This is a genomic window from Arthrobacter sp. B0427-1-12 (assembly GCF_059092905.1).
This window is the reverse complement of record NZ_JBNHIC010000002.1, coordinates 1-15,438: the sequence shown is the minus strand read 5'-3', so window position 1 is coordinate 15,438 and position 15,438 is coordinate 1. Positions and strand designations below refer to the sequence as shown.

Here is a 15,438-nt window from a genome sequence, read left to right as displayed (position 1 = left end):
ATGGGAGACAAACCGGCCCAAGGAGCTTTTAGTGAGCATCAAGGACGTCACGGCCAGATTGAGGGGTCTGTCCTTGACCCCACTCCCTGATGCTGACAGCCAGATCGATCGGGTTTTCTGAGGCACTGATCGGGTATGCGCGGGTCAGCACCGTCAAACAATCCTTAGAGGCCCAGAAGGCCCAATTGAGGGCGGCCGGGTGCGATGAGATCTACAGTGACGTGATGACCGGAACGAAGGCGTCACGACCGGAATGGGATAACGCCCGGAAAGCGCTCCGTTCGGGCGACAAGCTGGTCATTACCAGGCTGGACCGCGCCGGCCGGTCCTTGAAGCATCTGATCGACATCCACGACGAACTGGAAAAGAAGGGGGTTTCCCTCGTGGTGCTGGACCAGGCCCTAGATACCAGCACGTCGACGGGCCTGCTCCTCCTGCAAATGTTGGGGATGGTTGCAGAATTCGAACGCTCCCCGATTAGTGAACGCACCCAAGCCGCCCTAGCGGCAGGCAGACCGCGGGGGCGCAAGGGCGGACGTCCGAAGGCCCTCACCCTTACGGAGAAACGCCGCGCCCAGCGCCTCTACGACGAAGGGACGCTGACCGTGAAAGAAATTGCGGGGGCTCTAGGTGTCTCAGTGCCCACCATGTATCGCTACCTGGACACCTCCCCGAAGCTCAGGGGCGAAGAAACCGACGCAGGGTCCGTCCGTGACGCTTTCTGACCAAGCTCTGAAGGCGATCCTGCGGGCCGCTTCTCCCATGTCTGAGTGCTGGAGGACCGCCCCCGACCGGGCGCGACACCGTTCGTCGTCCGTTACGGGGAAGGGCGCACCGTGAACATAGAATCGGTGCCCCTGCTAGCTGCGCCATCCGCGAGCAGATCGGACCTGATCCGGAGATCTTCATTGAAGGGATTGAGGAGCTGAACATCCACATGCCAGAGGACGAAATGGTCCTGCTGAGTATGCGCGAAATCAAGCTATAGCCCTTATATCAGGGCTCCCGCTTCAACAGCGGATAGAGGCCACGTTCTTCGCTCTGCCGAATCAGCTCATCGACCGCTTCACCGCGCAGTTCGTGACTTTTGGCGGAGTTTTTGCAGCGCTATCGGGCGGGGTTCAGCAACCGCTCCCCCGCATCACTTAGCCAGGTAGTTTCCCTGCCATTGCTCCGGGGTACACCTGTGCACGTTCTTGGCCGGGACCCAGCAGGAGAGCACTTCCCCGGCGTCCTCGGCCCATTGAATCAGGCAGTCAGGAGAACCGGAGATCAGCCAGAGTGTATCCAGGCATTGCCACCGGCAGAATGGTCAGCAGACCGCGAGCAGCCAGTTAGGGTTCCAAACCTTGCTGGGACGTCATGGCAGTAACACCCGAGTAACGATCGCGATCTAGACTGACACACGCTTGTATGGCTCCGGTGAGACCTGAGGTTCGTACAGGTCGGCCAGAGCTGCAGCCCGGACTTTGGAGGCACTGGCAGTGGCTCGGAGTGACCTGCAACGAATCCGGTTCTCCCACTCGGGCAAACGACAGACGAAGGGGCGGCGCAATGGTTAGGTTTCGGCCTACAGGGGTTTCGATCTGGGGCATCCAATGGGAACGCAAAGACGACGACAAAGAGATCGCCCGGCGCGTACTCAACCTCTTAGGCGACCGACGGATGCTGTGGGCGGACTTCAGCCGGGAGATCGAGGAGCATTGCGTCCAATCTGCTGAGCAGGTGCGGCGCGAACTCGGCATCCTGCTCAACAACCCAGAGATCAGTAACGGTCTAGGCGCCCAGATCAATGCGTTGCAGGCATCGTTCCGGGCCTTTATGGACGAGGTTGGTGACGAAGACCTATGGAGGCGACACATGTCCCCTTATGGGACCGACCGATTGTCCGTTGCACTAGGGAGACTTCGAGGGCTTGTCGGGATGCAAGTTGGAGAGTTGGCATTTCGATATGGCTTGGACGTGTCAGATGACCTCGCCCGGATCGTGCCGGACGGTGCAGGCTGGTTCTTTGAGCGGTTGGGCGGCTACGACGGTCAGACAAGTCCTTCCGCGCGTTAGTTCCGGAAAATCTCACTACCCGGCACCGGCCCAGAAGATCCCAACGTTATCCATGAAATGGGTATGAGCCGCATCCCCATAGGCATACTCCGGATCCAAGTGGGCGACGGCCTGCTCGGCCTCTATCCCTTGGGTTTTGAACCAGGAGCTCATGCCATTGACACTGGTCAAAAGGAAGCCTCGAAGCTCTACTTCGTCAGAGTGCCATATTGCATAGGCAGGGGTGTATTGGAATGAGGTAACCCTCGAACCCGCTCTCCGATTTTCATGGCACGAGTGAAGACCCCCGGTTGACCGCTCCCACAACCAGACCAGAGACTCACGAGAAAAGGGGCTATACGCGCACCCAGTGCGGCACTATCGGACAAAATTTTGCGCCACATCCAGACCCAGTACTAAACGGAAATCGTTGGGGAGGGACAGCTACTATGTATTCCTTTCGGGAGCGTTTTCACCTTGGGGACAGGGTCCGGATCGCCGAAGAGAAAAATGAACTTGTCTTGGCTTCGCAGGTAGATTCTTCACAATCCGTCTTCATTACTACCCTGGACGGATCGTCAATGAGCGATGCCGCAGACCTTGCCCTCAAGGGGGTGGGTTTCGCGAACCGTAATGAAGCGGCACAGGCGGCTGAGAAATGGACGTCATATCTTCAAATTGGACTGGCCAGACGATATGTAGGAGCAGAATTCGATATTCCTTCGCCGGATGCAGGAAGACCCCTTGGTATGTGCGAAGGCCGGCCGATCCTTAAGGACGGGCCTGGAAAAATCATCTATCAAACAGATCCTCCACCTTACTTTTCGCGGTGGAGCGCGGCCGCCGTCGTGAATAAAGACCCAGCCAGAATTGTCACCGCCGTGCAGGCTGCTAGGGCCAAGAATCTTGTCCAGCCCCCCGCCCATCGCATAGCTTTTGACCTCTTTGGCATGTCATTTTCGTCGGCATCGTTCACATCACGGTTAGTGACACTGATGATGGCTGTGGAAACGCTCATCATCCAGCGAACTCACCCTACGGAAGTAGTCCAGCTAATAAATCAATTCAACGAACAACTAGCTTCTGCTGCAGTTCCTGAAGAACTGAAAGCTTCGCTCACCGGCTCCTTGCGGCAGATGAAAAAGCAGTCAGTGGGACAGGCAGGAAAGGAACTTGCATCCACAGTCCTCTCAGGGCGCAAGTACCAAGGCTTGGAGCCGGCGGTGTTCTTTCAAAATTGCTACACGCTGCGCAGTAAAATCGTGCACGGGAGCTCGATTGGCCTAGACCTGAACGAGGTCAATGTTGCAGGAGCCTATCTCGAACTCTTTGTCGCAGACTTACTATGTGCCCCCTTGCTCAATGCCGTACCGGATTAACGTGCGATTGAGTAGCGAGTCGGATTGAAAGGCATGCGCGCTCTCATGTAAGCCGACTACTCCTCCAATCGGGCGGTGGAGGTCCTAAAACCGGGAAGTGTGTTCTGGGGGCATTGGTACCAGCGCCGCATCGGGGACCTTCGGCACGAGGATGGCTCGTCTACACGGGCAGACGTCCTGAACACGAACAATTCGCGCCGTGCTCATCCGACCCGGTGTGCTGCCGCTGCAGATCGAGTCGCTGTTCGTAATCAGGTAGGTTTACCTCACAGCGGTCAGGCGGCTAGAGCTAGCTCAGCCCGGAACCGGTGGCATGCCGGGGTCCTTTCAGGTGGCGGCGGGCAGCGGCCTTGAGGCTGTCCAATTCCATCTGGGACGGGAAACCGAAGCAGAAGGTCAGCCGCCGGTGCAGGGCCGGGGTGAACGGCCCGGTGAGAATGAAGCCGCCCCTGGGGAGCTCCGCGGCCACGGTCAGGCCGTGCCCACGGAACTCCCCGAGACGGTGAGCGAAGGTGCCGTCGAGGCGCATCCGGACCGTGCGCCGGTGCCGGTCGGCGTCGTAGCCGCGGCGGGCGCTGTTGCCCGGGATCCTGGCCTCGAAGCGCATGGTCAGGCGGCCGCCGGCACGTCCAGCAGCGGCAGCTGCGGCGCCCAGACGGCGATCCGGTCGGGACGGTACCCGGACCAGTGATCAACGATGTTGCCGGCAGCATCGCGGACGATGCACACCGGGGCCTGCATGTGGCCCAAGGGGGCGTAGATGGCCCGGCTAGCCTGGGCGGTGGCGTCTTCGTGGTTGTAGGCCACGGCCCGCCTGCTGAGGTCGCGCTCGGTGGCGGTGCACTGGACGCAGGCGGGCTTGCCGTAGACGGTCAGGGAAATGGTTGAGGTGTCGGACATAGGTTACCTCTTTCGGTGCTGGTGGGGATTCGTTTTATGGGTGGCCCTCGAAAAGGCCCCGCGTACTTGTCGGCATGGGCAACGGAGCCGGAATGTGGCGGACGGGAACGCTTCGACGGGCGTTCAGATCCCGATTCGGCCGGACGGACGGACGATGGTCTATGCCGCGGTCGGAACTGCGCGGAAAAGCAGGGAGTGGCACGACACTTCCTGACTGCCGCTACAAGGTTGGGCCACCGGCTCAATGCCCAGGTCTTCAGCGGTCATCATGCCCGGCCACCCTGAATCAGACGCAGGGCCGGACGGGCTGCACTGGCCGGCAAGGCGTTCACGGCGGCTGGAAGGTCCGGCTTGTCAATGTCAGCCAGCATGCCCCGCAGGCTTTGGAACACGCGGTCTTCCTGGGCGGGCGGCAGACCGTGGGCCTTGCGCAGCCGGGCCTCATAGGCGGCCCGGGCCGCCGGGTCAGGATTATGCAGGCCGGTGCTGGCCAGATGTCGGATCAGGGCGGCGTTACGTTCACTGGCCTGGCGGGCCTCGATGGCCTGGGCTGCGGAGCGGGCAACAATACGGGCGACGATTTCGGCGGTCGTGAGGGCGTGGCGGGGCATGGTAGTGGTCTCCTTCGGGTTCAGGGTGATGGTTGGTTCGGCGTGGACATGGCGGCGGTTCATCGAGCGGCCTTGGCCTTGTTGTATTCCTTGACGGCGCGGCGGGATGCGGCCCCGGCCTTCGCCAGGGAGGCGCCGGAGGCAGGGCTGCCCGGAAGGCCAGCTGGCCGGAGTACTCGGCGTTCTCCAGCAGCCAGGCCAGGTTTTCCGGGTCTTCCTCGTAGGCCTCGTAGGTGACGGCGTAGCCGTCGATCCGGCCGCCGGTGCGGACCAGGCCGGCGTCGATGGCGGTCACGATGCGATGGTCCAGGCCGTCGCGGAAGCGGACGAGGACACTGCCGTCCGTGTTAGAGATGGTGAGGATCTCAAATGGGGCGATCTGGGGCATGATGGGTGGTTCCTTGCCTGTTGGGTTTCTTGCAGGGTGGGTGTCCGGCCAGCCGGGATGACGGGCCGGACGGGTTGGTCAGTTGGCGGCGGTGCGGTAGCGGAAGACGGAGTAGTCCGTGACCTGGACGCCACCGTCCTTGAAGGACGTGAGGGACCGGGGTGTCCGGATCCAGCGGCCGCCGTCCCCGGCGGTGTGGGCGGCGTTCAGGTCCTCCACCGTGGTGTCCGGAGCGGACTCGCGCCAGGCCCGTAGGATCAGCCGTTCGATGAACCGCAGGTTCGCGGTGTCGGCACCGGTCTCCCTGGCAGCGGCGTAGAGGACGGGCAGCAGGATGATGGCCGCGGCCCGGTGGGCGATCGAGCCGGTGTCGAAGGCCTCGGAGGCGACGATAACGGCCAGCCTCCCGTAGCGGTCGGAGCCTCCCGTAGCGGTCGGCCGGGGCGGCACCGGTGACGTCGGAGACGAGGCCGGCGGTTGTAGTGGTGGTTCCTTCGACGATGACGGGGGCGGACGGGGCGGTGATGACGGCGTTCATGGCGGGTTCCTTACTGTTGGGGTTCGTGTGGGTGGGACTGATTCAGCGGGAAGTGGTCCGGGTATAAAGGACGCCCGCGTCCAGGGCCGCTTCCATGGCGGCGCGGACATTGTTGAAGAAGTAGTCGATCGGTTGAGCCCGTGAATAGGACTCGCACGCGTCCTCATTGACGTGGTGACTTACTGCCTCGGCTGCGAACGATTCCGCGCCGGACGGTGCACCGAAGGCGATGGCCCCGCGCCGGATGGCGTCAGCCCCTTCCAGCGCCGTCGCGTTGACGTTCCAGCCGCGCAGCGTGTGCGCCAGGCGGAACGTGACGGCCTTATGGCCTTCGGTCCAGCGGACCGCCCCCCGGATCCCCCGGTCGGTGCCGTCGTCCTGCATGTCCTGGCTGCAATAGTTGTTGTCCACGGCGTAGCGGGCCCACTCCTCTTCGGTATAGATGGCCAGGTAGGCGTCCCGGACGCCTTCCATAAGCCGGTCGATATGGCGGATGCGGATGGCCGGGGTCTTCGTGGTGGTGACGGCGTTCATGGCAGGTTCCTTACTTGGGTTGGGTTTCGTGCGGGTGGATGGTCAGTTGGCGGGGCGGTAGCGGAAGGCCGGGCCGCGCCGGTGTTCGGCTTCGCCGGTGGCTGTGTTGAAGCTGCTGCGGCCCGCGGGGTGTGCGGTCCACCGTCCCCGTCGCTGGCGGTGTGGAATTCGTTCAGCTCCTCGAGGGTGGCTTCCCTGGAGGCCTCCTCCCAGGCCTGGCGGACCCGCCGTTCGAGCCGGGCCAGGTCGGTTGTCCTGATGCCGGTTTCCTTGGCGCCGCGGTGGGCGGCGGGCAGCAGGATCATGGCTGCGGCCCGGTAAGCCATGGAGCCGGCGGCGAAGTGGAAGGACATGACCACGGTGACCAGGTTCGCGTACAGCATGGCCTTGGGGCCCCCGCTGGCCTTGCGGACCAGGTCGACGGTGGTCGCGGCGGTGAGCACGTTCCGCAGGTCTTCGACGGCGCCGGCGCGGGTCGGCAGTCCTTCCGCGGTGGCGACGATGGGCGGGGCGGTGGTGTTGGGCTTGGCGTTCATGGTTTTTTCCTCCGTGGATGTTGGGTTTCGTGCGGGTTGATGAGGGATTCCAGTTCGGTCCGGCGGAAGTAGCGCTTCCCCCGGTCGGACCGGGTGAGGCGGACCGGCTCGAGGACGAATTCACCTCGGTCGATGGCGCCGCGAAGGTTGTTGTAGGAAATGCCCAGGAACGCGGCGGCTTCCTGGACGGTCAGCAGCGGGCTGACGGCCGGTTCGGCGGCTTCTCGGATTTGCATCATGCAATTAGTATGCACCATGTATTTGCATCATGCAATTTCTTGTTGGTTCCTGCGATTTTTCGACTTGACGGGGCGGTAGGCTCATCCGCATGGCACCTAAGCGACACCCTCAACCGGCTTGGATCACAAACCTTGTGGACGGGCCCGTGGAAGCCCTCGTGGAGCGCCTCCGGGAACAGATCGTGCGCCTGGAGGAACAGGCCCGCCAGGACGGTCAGGAAGCCCTCCACGACGGCCAGCTGGCCCCGGCCCTGTACCTGGCGGCGCAAGAGCGGTTCAAGGCCCTCACGGATGCCCTGGCCCGCCAGGCGGTCGATGAGTACACCGCCGACCGGAAAGACCAGGGCGTCCCGGCCGTGAAGGTCCACGGCGAAGAGCTGGGACCGCTCCTCGGGATGACGCGGGGAGCGGTCTTCCATGCCTTCGGCCGGCCCCGTTAGGCGGCCGCGGGCAGGGCCTCCAACTCGGCGTCGTCCTCGCTGTACGGGGTCACGCTGGCGCCCCAGGAGTCCATCCGAATCGCGTAGACGGACACCCCGCCCAGGTCCTTGTCGCGGGCCTTGCGCATGTACGGGGAGTCTTTGCCCGGCAGCAGGTGAGCCTTGAGCGCCTGGCCCAGGGCCTTGCCCTTCAGGCCGGTGACCTTCTCCGCGATGCCGGGCAGTACGTTGATGACGTCGATGACGCCCTCATCGGTGCGGACGGTACCGGTCCAGCCCATGCGGGTCCGTTCGGCCTGCGAGCCGGAGAGGCCCTGGATGAAGTACTCGTGGGAGAAGACCGATCCGACCAGCATTTCCAGCGCGGTGCGTTTGCCGGAGCCGCCCTGGAAAGTCTCCCAGCACTTGATCATTGCCTCGCCGACGATCTGGCGCATCTCCCGCAGCCGCATCTGGTAACCGGCGTTGTCGATGGCGCCCATGTCCATGGCGTACTGGAGGAACAGGTGGTATCCGACCAGGGCGCCGGCGGCGACCTTGTAGGGGCGGGTCTTCGGGATGCCGGGGAACAGGTCCTGCAGGGATTCCCGGGTGCGGTTGTGGAGGGTGCGCATGTAGTCCATCCAGGCGCCCATCCCGTCACGCTTCTTGGACTGCATTTCGCGGGCGATCCACTTGAGGTATCCGACCCAGGCCAGGTGCTGGAGACCCTCCCGGCCCATGGCCTCCAGGGCATCCGCGCCGCCGGGGATGAAGGTGGACTCCTCCGTCACCGTGATGAACAGACCGCGTTCCATGTTGGAGTTGGCAGTCCCGTCCGGGTTCACACCCTCGGGCAGGGCGCCGGGCTCGGCGGTGATCATGAAGGACGGGTTGTTGCGCTTCTTCTCACGGGAGCGGATTTCGTCGCGGACCTTGTCGACGTACTGGCGGCCCTTCTTGTACTGGTCCCCGCCGTACATCATCCTCATGACCGCCTCGAAGGCGCCGTTCTGGACCTCGAGGGAGCGGTGGTTGCCATTGGCCCGGTTGCGCAGGTCGTCCAGGAAGCACGTGGCGCCATCCACCCCGGCTCCCACGGAGGCGATGAAGTTTTCCGTGCCTTCGAAGTTGGCCATGCGCGGCCGCCCGGGGAACTGGTTGGCGGCCAGGCCCAGGACGATCTCCGTCTTGCCGGAGCCGGGTTCGCCGACCAGGATCATGCCACCCTGATCCTTGAGGCCGGCGCCGGTTCCGTACATGTAGCCGGTTCCGATGAGCCAGGGGGTCTTGTCCACCAGCATCGTGTCGCCGAAGCGCAGGTACTCGCGGATGGCCTCGCAGGTGTCCTCCACCGGTACCTCGTGGGGGTCCACGACTTCGTATCCGTCGAAGGTGTCCTCTGCGACTTCGCAGACCAGGTCCGTGACGGAGTCGTCCGGGCCGATGGCCATGTTGCCGGCGACGTAGCGCCAGACCATCTTCTGTTCCCCGTTGGCGCCGACCTCCATGCGGCCGTACCAGCCGCAGCGGGTGAGGCGGCGGATCACCGGGATCTCGTCCAGGCCGCCGGATGCGCGGATGGCCTCGCCGATCTCCTCACCGCTGCGCGGGCGGACCGTGGCCCGCTCACCGGCCGCGTGCGGCACCTGGGAGAGGATGTAGCGCGGATTGTTGATCTTCTCGGCGTCAACCTTGTGCAGCGGGTATTCCATGCCGCCGACCTTAACCATCAGGTCGAACTCGCCGACGCGGACGGTGTTCTTGGCCAGGTCGTCGAACACCTCGTGGATGGCGGTCAGCTTGATCGCCGCGTCCACGAAGACCTCGCCGACTTTTTCCCTTCCGGCCTCGTCGATGAAGGTCCGGGCGATGACCCCTTCATTCCAGAAGACCTTCACGCCGGAGACGGAGGACATGGCTGAGGCGCCGTCGGCACCGGTGCGGACCGGGGCTGTCTTCTTCTTCGCGGCCGGTTTGCGCCCCAGCTTCTCCGAAGCCAGCCCGGCGACGTGGAAGATCTTTCGTGCGCGCTCGGCCGGCTCGAATTCTTCCAGCGTGCCCAGCCAGTCCGAAACGCCGGCGGAACCGGAGTTGCCCCGCAGCTTGGCGAACTTCACCGCCACGCCGGTGTCGCCGAAGGTGTCCTCGATGCCGCCCTGGAACTTTTCCGCGGCCGTGTGCACATCAGCGTTGGTCGCGGTGTCACCGTCGAAGAAGGCCACGATCTGCGCGCCGGGTGCGATCAGCTTATTGAAGTCCCTGGCCAGGACGCCGTCTTCACGGCCGCCCCAGACGCCGGTCACGGAGACCAGAAGGACTTCATCCAGGCGGCCGGCTTCGATCAGCGCCGTCAGGACGGACAGAAGACCCTTGGTTCCTTCGATGACCCAGATGACCTTCGCGGTGCGCCGGAGATGCTCCTGCAGAGGGCTGATGTAGGGCAGGTTCCCGCAGCCCTTCGGCAGGACGTACTTGAGGGGCTTGCCCTTTTCGTTCGTGCGGGTCGGTTCGTCCGGGCGGTACTGCGGCACCTGGGACCCGTCGACGCGGTGGTGGACGAAGATGATCCCCGGGCCGTCCCAAGCGAACTGCAGTTCCTTGGGCATTTCGGCCTTCCTAGCGACGGAGAAGGCGCCCTGCGCTTCGGCGGCTTCGCGGGAAATGCCTTCGGTCTTCAGGTAATCCACATGGCCGTCGGTGAGGGTGCGGCCGAAGGCGGAACCGCCGGTGTATTCCGGGGCGTCCGGCGCCTGGACGGGTCCGGACGTCCCGAATGCTGCGGACGGGGCGGTGACGGCCGACGCCATGGTGACTTCGTGTCCGGCATGGCCCAGGTCCGGATCGAAGACATACTCTTCGGCGTCCGGGGCGTAGTCCTCCAGGTCGGCCGGATCGAAGGCATCGTCCGGCATGAAGTCGAAGTCGTTCTCGGCAGCCGGGGCGGTCGTGGGGGTGGCCTTGCGCATTTCTGATTCCTCCGTGGAACTCGTCTGCTGGTGTTGGGCGGAACCTGTTGGGCGGTTCCCCTATCTCCTATGCGTAGAATCCGGCGGCGGGTGTCCCCGGCGGACGGGGCGGTGCTGTCGGTAAAGGCCACGGGGCTGCATGAACAACATTAGGTGAGAGATTTGCATCATGCAATATCGAGCAGAACACGGCGCCCGGTCCGGAGAAACCGGAACAAGGCGAAGAATCCGGAACAGGCTGGAACAAAAGCCGGAACATGGGGTCGGTGAGCAAAAACCGCGTAATAAAGGGGAGTTGTGGTAGGCCGTCTATCTAAAAGGAAGCTTGTTCCAGTTGTTCCATGTTTTCCCAGCTCTTTTCCTTATAGGTCAAACACATACTTAGTTCCCCCACCCTGGCCTCTCACTATGCATGCCTTCCCCCTATACCTCTCAGACATGGGAAAACCCGGAACAACCGGAACACTGCCGCGGATCCCTGTAACGGCGCGGATTCTTTGTTCCAGGTATCGGAACATTGGCGGAACTGGAGTAATCGGACCGTCGCAGTTCCTGAACTCCAGGAGCCCATCATGTACATCCCTGCTTCCCCCACTCTGCCTGCATCGAGGGAAGGCGGAACTGCCGGAACGAGGCATCCCCGCTCCATCAGGCTGCTGCGCTAAATAATAGTGAGTCTTATTTGCATTATTCAAAGGCAACGCAATACGGTTGCTTCGTTGGGTTTCTTGTGCTCGAAGGCCGGCTGACTCTCCTCCGAGAGACAGCCGGCCTTCGTCTTGCTCCACGGCATCGTTCTGGACAGCACGGAGCCTTGGGCGCGAGCAAATTGCTGATGAGCACCGATGGACCGAAGCATTGCCCCACCTGCATGTGCTCCGCGGAGGCACGGGCTGAGGCTGCCGGAAAGAGAGCCGCTACCTGGATGTGCAGATCGAGTCCGCGAGACTGCGCTTATCCTGGACCGGCGCCAAGGCCTCCCTACTCCCGCCTGGTCTTCGAGGTCTACCGGTGGGACCAAGCCAGCTGATCGCACCCGGGCCGGCTGACCGTCCAGCGCATCCGCGACACCGCCGGAGTTCTGCACTGGCTGAAGAACACCGCCTACCGCGCCGACGCCTCGGGCCTGCACCTGCAACTGCTGGAGCAGCGGTTCAGCTACCGGGTCGAGGACTGGACGGCCGCCGACCTGATCGTCATAGAGCTCTCCCCCGGCATCCGCGGCCGCGTCAGTGCCGACTTCATCCTGACCCGCGATGAGGACAGCCTCCTGGGCCGGGTGCAACGGCACAGCCCCGGCGTCGTGGAGACCGACTACGCCCGCGACTGGCGCCTCTGAGTTTCTCGTCCCATTACGCCCGTCGGCGATCGGGCCGCATAGATAACAGTTGCAGGCCTCAGCGACAGGCCCGCACCCCGGCACCGACCGCCGGGGAGTTCCATCCAGCAACACGAACAGCGACATCGAACAGAAGGAAGACCGCATGACTACCGCCACCACCACCATGCCCCAGCACGCTCTCGAGCTGACCCTGAAGCGCGACGGCGAAACCGCCCGCCTCCGGGCCGCTCTGCACACCATCCCAGAGGATTACAAGGCCACCCGCCGGCCGATCCTGGAGCAGACCCTGGAGAACCGCCGGGCCGAGGTTACCCGCCGCCTGAGCCAGGCACTGCAGACTGGTGCACAGTACCTCACAGCCGCAACTACCTCACGCGAGAGGAACCACGTCCCGCACATGCTCGTCGAGGTCGCGGAGGGCTGTGTCGAGATCACCAGCGGCGATGATGAGAGCGTCGAGCTCATCACCGCGGCCGGGTATCTGACACTCTCCGGGATCCCCGTCGAAGACGGGCAGGACGCAGCCAGCATCCTGGTGCCGCTGGAGCATCTGGACGACGTCCTCTACGAGCTGGTCGAGTCGGGCCACGACGTCACAGTCCACCTTCCCGAGGACGACAAGAACGCCGAGGTGACCACGACCGGCCGTGCCGACTGCCAGGACGCTGCGGAACCGGCCAACACATGCTGCCCCAGCCGCCTGCATGCTGTCATCTGGCAGGAGAACGGCAAGGCAGCCGTCAGCCCCGAATGCGGACAGGGCCATTTCCTGCCGCTCGTCGCCGGACACCTGGCCTTGGCCGGCATCGGCTTCACCGTGGACCCGGAGGACCCGCGCCATCTGCTGGCCGCAGTGGAGGACCGTCTCCGGATCGCCGAGGCCCTGGAAGCCGCCGGCGTGAACAGCACCATCGCCAGCTAGCCCGGGCTGAACAAGCAGGCCCCGCCCCGGATACGTTCCGGGGCGGGGCCTTCCCGTCTCCGGTGAGTTTCAATGCCCCGGGAGTAGTAGTAGTCCTCCTACTATTCCTACTGACGGGACGCCGCCGCGTAGCGGGGCGGACGACGAACCGCAAGCTGACCATGCAGCCGCACGCCTCGGTATTCCATATCCCCGCCGGGATGAATCAGACCGGTGCTCAGGCACTCTTGGCGCGGGCGCGCCGGTTGCGGATCGCGTCCTCGGCGGCGAGAACCGTTTCGACCGACCATCCGCGGCCGCGGCCCACAATGCCGGCCTCGGCACCGAGCAGGCCTTTCTGCATCCAGACGGTGGGCAGTCTCGTGTTGGCGACGCCGAAATACTCGGCGACCAGGGCCGAATCCAGCAGGCCGGCCACATTGGGCACGCCCTTGGTGGTGCTCCGGTGGGCGGCAACGGCGGCCAGATCCATGGGACGCGGCACCTGCGTAGCGGGCGGCCGGCCGACGCGGGCCTGCGCGGCGAGGATCTCATCCCAGACCGCGAGCAGCACCTTTTCACGCCAGACAAACGATGTGTTCAGTACCCCGTCCGGTGCGGGCAGGACAGCACCGACGCCGGCGCCGCTTTCCAGCCACTGATGAACGCGCGGGATCTTGACGCCGAGCGCCTTGGCTAGGCGCGCCAGATCGACGGCGCCTTGGACTGATTCGATGGTAGTCACGCACAAACCCTACATTAGATGTAATCTAAACCAAGCCCTTGTCCCCAAAAGAACCCATTATTAGTGTCAGCTAAATCCGGGTCGATCCGCGGAACAAGTGGGAAACATTTTCCCTAAACCCTTTATTGTGTGTATAGTTATATACACCAAGGCAGGAACAAGCAAAGGATCGAAAATGGACCTCATCACCATCATCCGCCGGGACATCGCCACCGACGGCATGGTGTCCCTCGGCGGCTTCGACATCGCCTACCTGACCGCCTGGGATCTGCCGGCAGCCGACCTGATGCGCATCATCATCAGCACCAAGGCCGCCCTCTACGAACAGAACGAATTCGCCCGCACTGACCTCGTGGCCGCCAAGGCCGCCGCCCGCGCCTTCTCCGACCGGTACGGCATGGACTACCGCAACATCATCGGTGCCTGGAGGGATGAGGACCTGGAGCCGAAGGTCTTCGCCGACAGCCTCGTCACCGGTTTCGCCGCCGCCGCCTGATCCACCCCGGGAGGGGCCACCACCAGGGCCCCTCCCCTAGCTTCCTCGACCCTCCACGCACCGCTGCACCGAGCAAAGGATGACGACCATGACGCCCCAGACCCTCCCCGCCAAGTGCGACACCGACTGTTCCCCGTCCACCGCCGCCGAGGCCCGCGCCTTGCCGCGGGGCGGCACGAGCGCCCGCTACGCCCGGCATATCGGGAACCGCTTTCCGTCCCTGCTCCCCTAGCCGTCATGCACGAAGGCTACGGGTGGAACCGTCTGCACGACTCGCCCACGAATCCAAGAACCGCAAGGCCCTGGCTGCTGCTGCATCCGCCCCATGTGCTGACGCCCGAATCCTGGAGACCACCGCCTCCCGCGCCGTGGACGCCGGCTGGGCGGATGTACTGGCGGCCTATGTTGCGAGCCCGCATGCCACCGGCCGCGTCTTCTACAGTGCCGCCCACCGGTCCGCCGCCGACCGGGAGCTGCACACGGCGGTGCTGCACGCGCCGAACGCCACTCCGGAGGTGCTGGAGATGCTTGCCGAGGCCACGCCCTACCTGGATGTGCGCTGCGCGGCGAACCGGCGCACCGTGCCGGCCTACCTGGACGCGCTACACCGCCTGGCCGTCTGACCCTGACGCCGTGCGGCCGGTCCACCCAAGGGCTGGCCACATTGTCATGCCGCCGCCGCACTGGTATTCACGCCCCCCGGGAATGGTCGGCCTCCTCCGTAAAGATGTTACGCAAACGTGACAATTATTACGAAAAAGTGTTCCCTAAACCATTTATTTCGTGTAATGTTAGAGTCACAAGGCAGGACGCCAAAAGGAGCAGAAATGATCGATCAGGTCGACACCCCCGAAGAGCGCGAAGCCTGGGCCAAGGAAACCGCCGGACGCAACATCCTCATCGCCGACGGCCTCTACAGTGAGCACCCCTTCGTCCGCGCCCGCGTCCAGCTCATCAAGGAGCGCCACCGGGCACCGCGGGAAATCACCGGCGACAACCAGGGCAACATCACCCTGGTCTACATCACCAACGACCGCCTGACCGTCACCGAGGGGCGGATCCTCAACGGCGAATTCCGGTCCTACGACTTCACGATCCGCATCTCGCTGTGCGACCTGGAAGGCAGCGTGATCGCCCAGGCACCGGGCCACGGCCACGCGGCAGAGCTGGCCGAGCGCTTCACAACGATCCTCAACGGCATCACCGCCGACGAGCTGGAGGCCGTGTACGCCGCACTAAAAGCCGAAGAGCTGGCCTGGCTGCAGGAGAACGGCGCCGGCTCCACCAACAAGTACCTCGAACGGCTCAAGAAGGAGGGAGACAGGGCCGTCGCCGATCTGCGGGCACTGGAATCCCAAGCCTAATCCGTTCCCCCGGCGTCCGCCCTGCCGCCGGCAGGGC

General features: G+C 64.0%; 18 protein-coding genes. 9 read left to right on the top strand and 9 right to left on the bottom strand.

Translation table 11 applies throughout. The features are described from left to right. Window positions 1–89 precede the first annotated feature (89 nt). The 3 genes from AC5RWU_RS02230 (at window position 90) to AC5RWU_RS02220 (ending at window position 3,419) form a co-directional block, all read left to right on the top strand. Window positions 90–725: a recombinase family protein gene (locus tag AC5RWU_RS02230; protein WP_494031647.1), complete on the top strand. Its 636-nt coding sequence runs from the start codon at window positions 90–92 to the stop codon at window positions 723–725. A gap of 829 nt (window positions 726–1,554) precedes the next feature. Then, complete coding sequence (locus AC5RWU_RS02225; RefSeq protein ID WP_494031648.1) at window positions 1,555–2,061, top strand: DUF6650 family protein; 507 nt, start codon at window positions 1,555–1,557, stop codon at window positions 2,059–2,061. 560 nt (window positions 2,062–2,621) lie between these two features. Next, window positions 2,622–3,419: a hypothetical protein gene (locus tag AC5RWU_RS02220; RefSeq protein ID WP_494031649.1), complete on the top strand. Its 798-nt coding sequence runs from the start codon at window positions 2,622–2,624 to the stop codon at window positions 3,417–3,419. A gap of 289 nt (window positions 3,420–3,708) precedes the next feature. On the opposite strand, the gene AC5RWU_RS02215 is transcribed toward AC5RWU_RS02220, so the two are convergent. The 7 genes from AC5RWU_RS02215 to AC5RWU_RS02185 form a co-directional block, all read right to left on the bottom strand. Beyond that, window positions 3,709–4,026 (bottom strand): hypothetical protein, encoded by a 318-nt coding sequence (locus AC5RWU_RS02215; RefSeq protein ID WP_494031650.1) that lies wholly within the window; start codon window positions 4,024–4,026, stop codon window positions 3,709–3,711. 2 nt (window positions 4,027–4,028) lie between these two features. Next, the gene (locus AC5RWU_RS02210) at window positions 4,029–4,319 is read right to left on the bottom strand and encodes a thioredoxin domain-containing protein (RefSeq protein WP_494031651.1); all 291 of its coding nucleotides are present in this window, start codon (window positions 4,317–4,319) and stop codon (window positions 4,029–4,031) included. A 266-nt stretch (window positions 4,320–4,585) separates the two neighbouring features. Next, complete coding sequence (locus tag AC5RWU_RS02205) at window positions 4,586–4,993, bottom strand: hypothetical protein (RefSeq protein ID WP_494031652.1); 408 nt, start codon at window positions 4,991–4,993, stop codon at window positions 4,586–4,588. 403 nt (window positions 4,994–5,396) lie between these two features. Further along, window positions 5,397–5,768, bottom strand: coding sequence for a hypothetical protein (locus AC5RWU_RS02200; RefSeq protein WP_494031653.1), 372 nt, complete (start codon window positions 5,766–5,768; stop codon window positions 5,397–5,399). Window positions 5,769–5,898: 130 nt separating this feature from the next. Further along, window positions 5,899–6,390, bottom strand: coding sequence for a hypothetical protein (locus AC5RWU_RS02195; protein WP_494031654.1), 492 nt, complete (start codon window positions 6,388–6,390; stop codon window positions 5,899–5,901). Beyond that, window positions 6,387–6,926, bottom strand: coding sequence for a hypothetical protein (locus tag AC5RWU_RS02190; protein WP_494031655.1), 540 nt, complete (start codon window positions 6,924–6,926; stop codon window positions 6,387–6,389). Before AC5RWU_RS02190 ends, AC5RWU_RS02195 begins: the two co-directional genes overlap by 4 nt. After that, a complete protein-coding gene (locus tag AC5RWU_RS02185; RefSeq protein WP_494031656.1) occupies window positions 6,923–7,165 on the bottom strand; it encodes a helix-turn-helix domain-containing protein in 243 nt (80 codons plus the stop codon). The genes AC5RWU_RS02190 and AC5RWU_RS02185 overlap by 4 nt, the downstream gene beginning before the upstream one ends. Window positions 7,166–7,311: 146 nt before the next feature. Between AC5RWU_RS02185 and AC5RWU_RS02180 the strand changes: the two genes are divergently transcribed. Then, complete coding sequence (locus AC5RWU_RS02180) at window positions 7,312–7,605, top strand: hypothetical protein (protein ID WP_494036884.1); 294 nt, start codon at window positions 7,312–7,314, stop codon at window positions 7,603–7,605. On the opposite strand, the gene AC5RWU_RS02175 is transcribed toward AC5RWU_RS02180, so the two are convergent. Beyond that, window positions 7,602–10,553 (bottom strand): P-loop NTPase family protein, encoded by a 2,952-nt coding sequence (locus tag AC5RWU_RS02175; RefSeq protein ID WP_494031658.1) that lies wholly within the window; start codon window positions 10,551–10,553, stop codon window positions 7,602–7,604. The two genes, AC5RWU_RS02180 and AC5RWU_RS02175, sit on opposite strands and share 4 nt — an antisense overlap. A 1,484-nt stretch (window positions 10,554–12,037) precedes the next feature. Here AC5RWU_RS02175 and AC5RWU_RS02170 point away from each other — a divergent pair. Next, window positions 12,038–12,817 carry a hypothetical protein gene (locus AC5RWU_RS02170; RefSeq protein WP_494031659.1) on the top strand — a complete coding sequence of 260 codons (780 nt, stop codon included), beginning with the start codon at window positions 12,038–12,040 and terminating at the stop codon, window positions 12,815–12,817. 217 nt (window positions 12,818–13,034) lie between these two features. Here the strand turns inward: AC5RWU_RS02170 and AC5RWU_RS02165 are convergent, their stop codons facing one another. Next, window positions 13,035–13,541, bottom strand: coding sequence for a hypothetical protein (locus tag AC5RWU_RS02165; protein WP_494031660.1), 507 nt, complete (start codon window positions 13,539–13,541; stop codon window positions 13,035–13,037). 175 nt (window positions 13,542–13,716) lie between these two features. Here AC5RWU_RS02165 and AC5RWU_RS02160 point away from each other — a divergent pair, with 175 nt between their 5' ends. The 4 genes from AC5RWU_RS02160 (at window position 13,717) to AC5RWU_RS02145 (ending at window position 15,401) form a co-directional block, all read left to right on the top strand. Then, window positions 13,717–14,037 (top strand): hypothetical protein, encoded by a 321-nt coding sequence (locus AC5RWU_RS02160; RefSeq protein WP_494031661.1) that lies wholly within the window; start codon window positions 13,717–13,719, stop codon window positions 14,035–14,037. Window positions 14,038–14,125: 88 nt separating this feature from the next. After that, on the top strand, window positions 14,126–14,269 hold the full coding sequence (locus tag AC5RWU_RS02155; protein WP_494031662.1) for a hypothetical protein: 144 nt from the start codon (window positions 14,126–14,128) through the stop codon (window positions 14,267–14,269). A 22-nt stretch (window positions 14,270–14,291) separates the two neighbouring features. Further along, complete coding sequence (locus AC5RWU_RS02150; RefSeq protein WP_494031663.1) at window positions 14,292–14,660, top strand: hypothetical protein; 369 nt, start codon at window positions 14,292–14,294, stop codon at window positions 14,658–14,660. A gap of 204 nt (window positions 14,661–14,864) precedes the next feature. Continuing rightward, window positions 14,865–15,401 (top strand): hypothetical protein, encoded by a 537-nt coding sequence (locus AC5RWU_RS02145; RefSeq protein ID WP_494031664.1) that lies wholly within the window; start codon window positions 14,865–14,867, stop codon window positions 15,399–15,401. Window positions 15,402–15,438 lie beyond the last annotated feature (37 nt).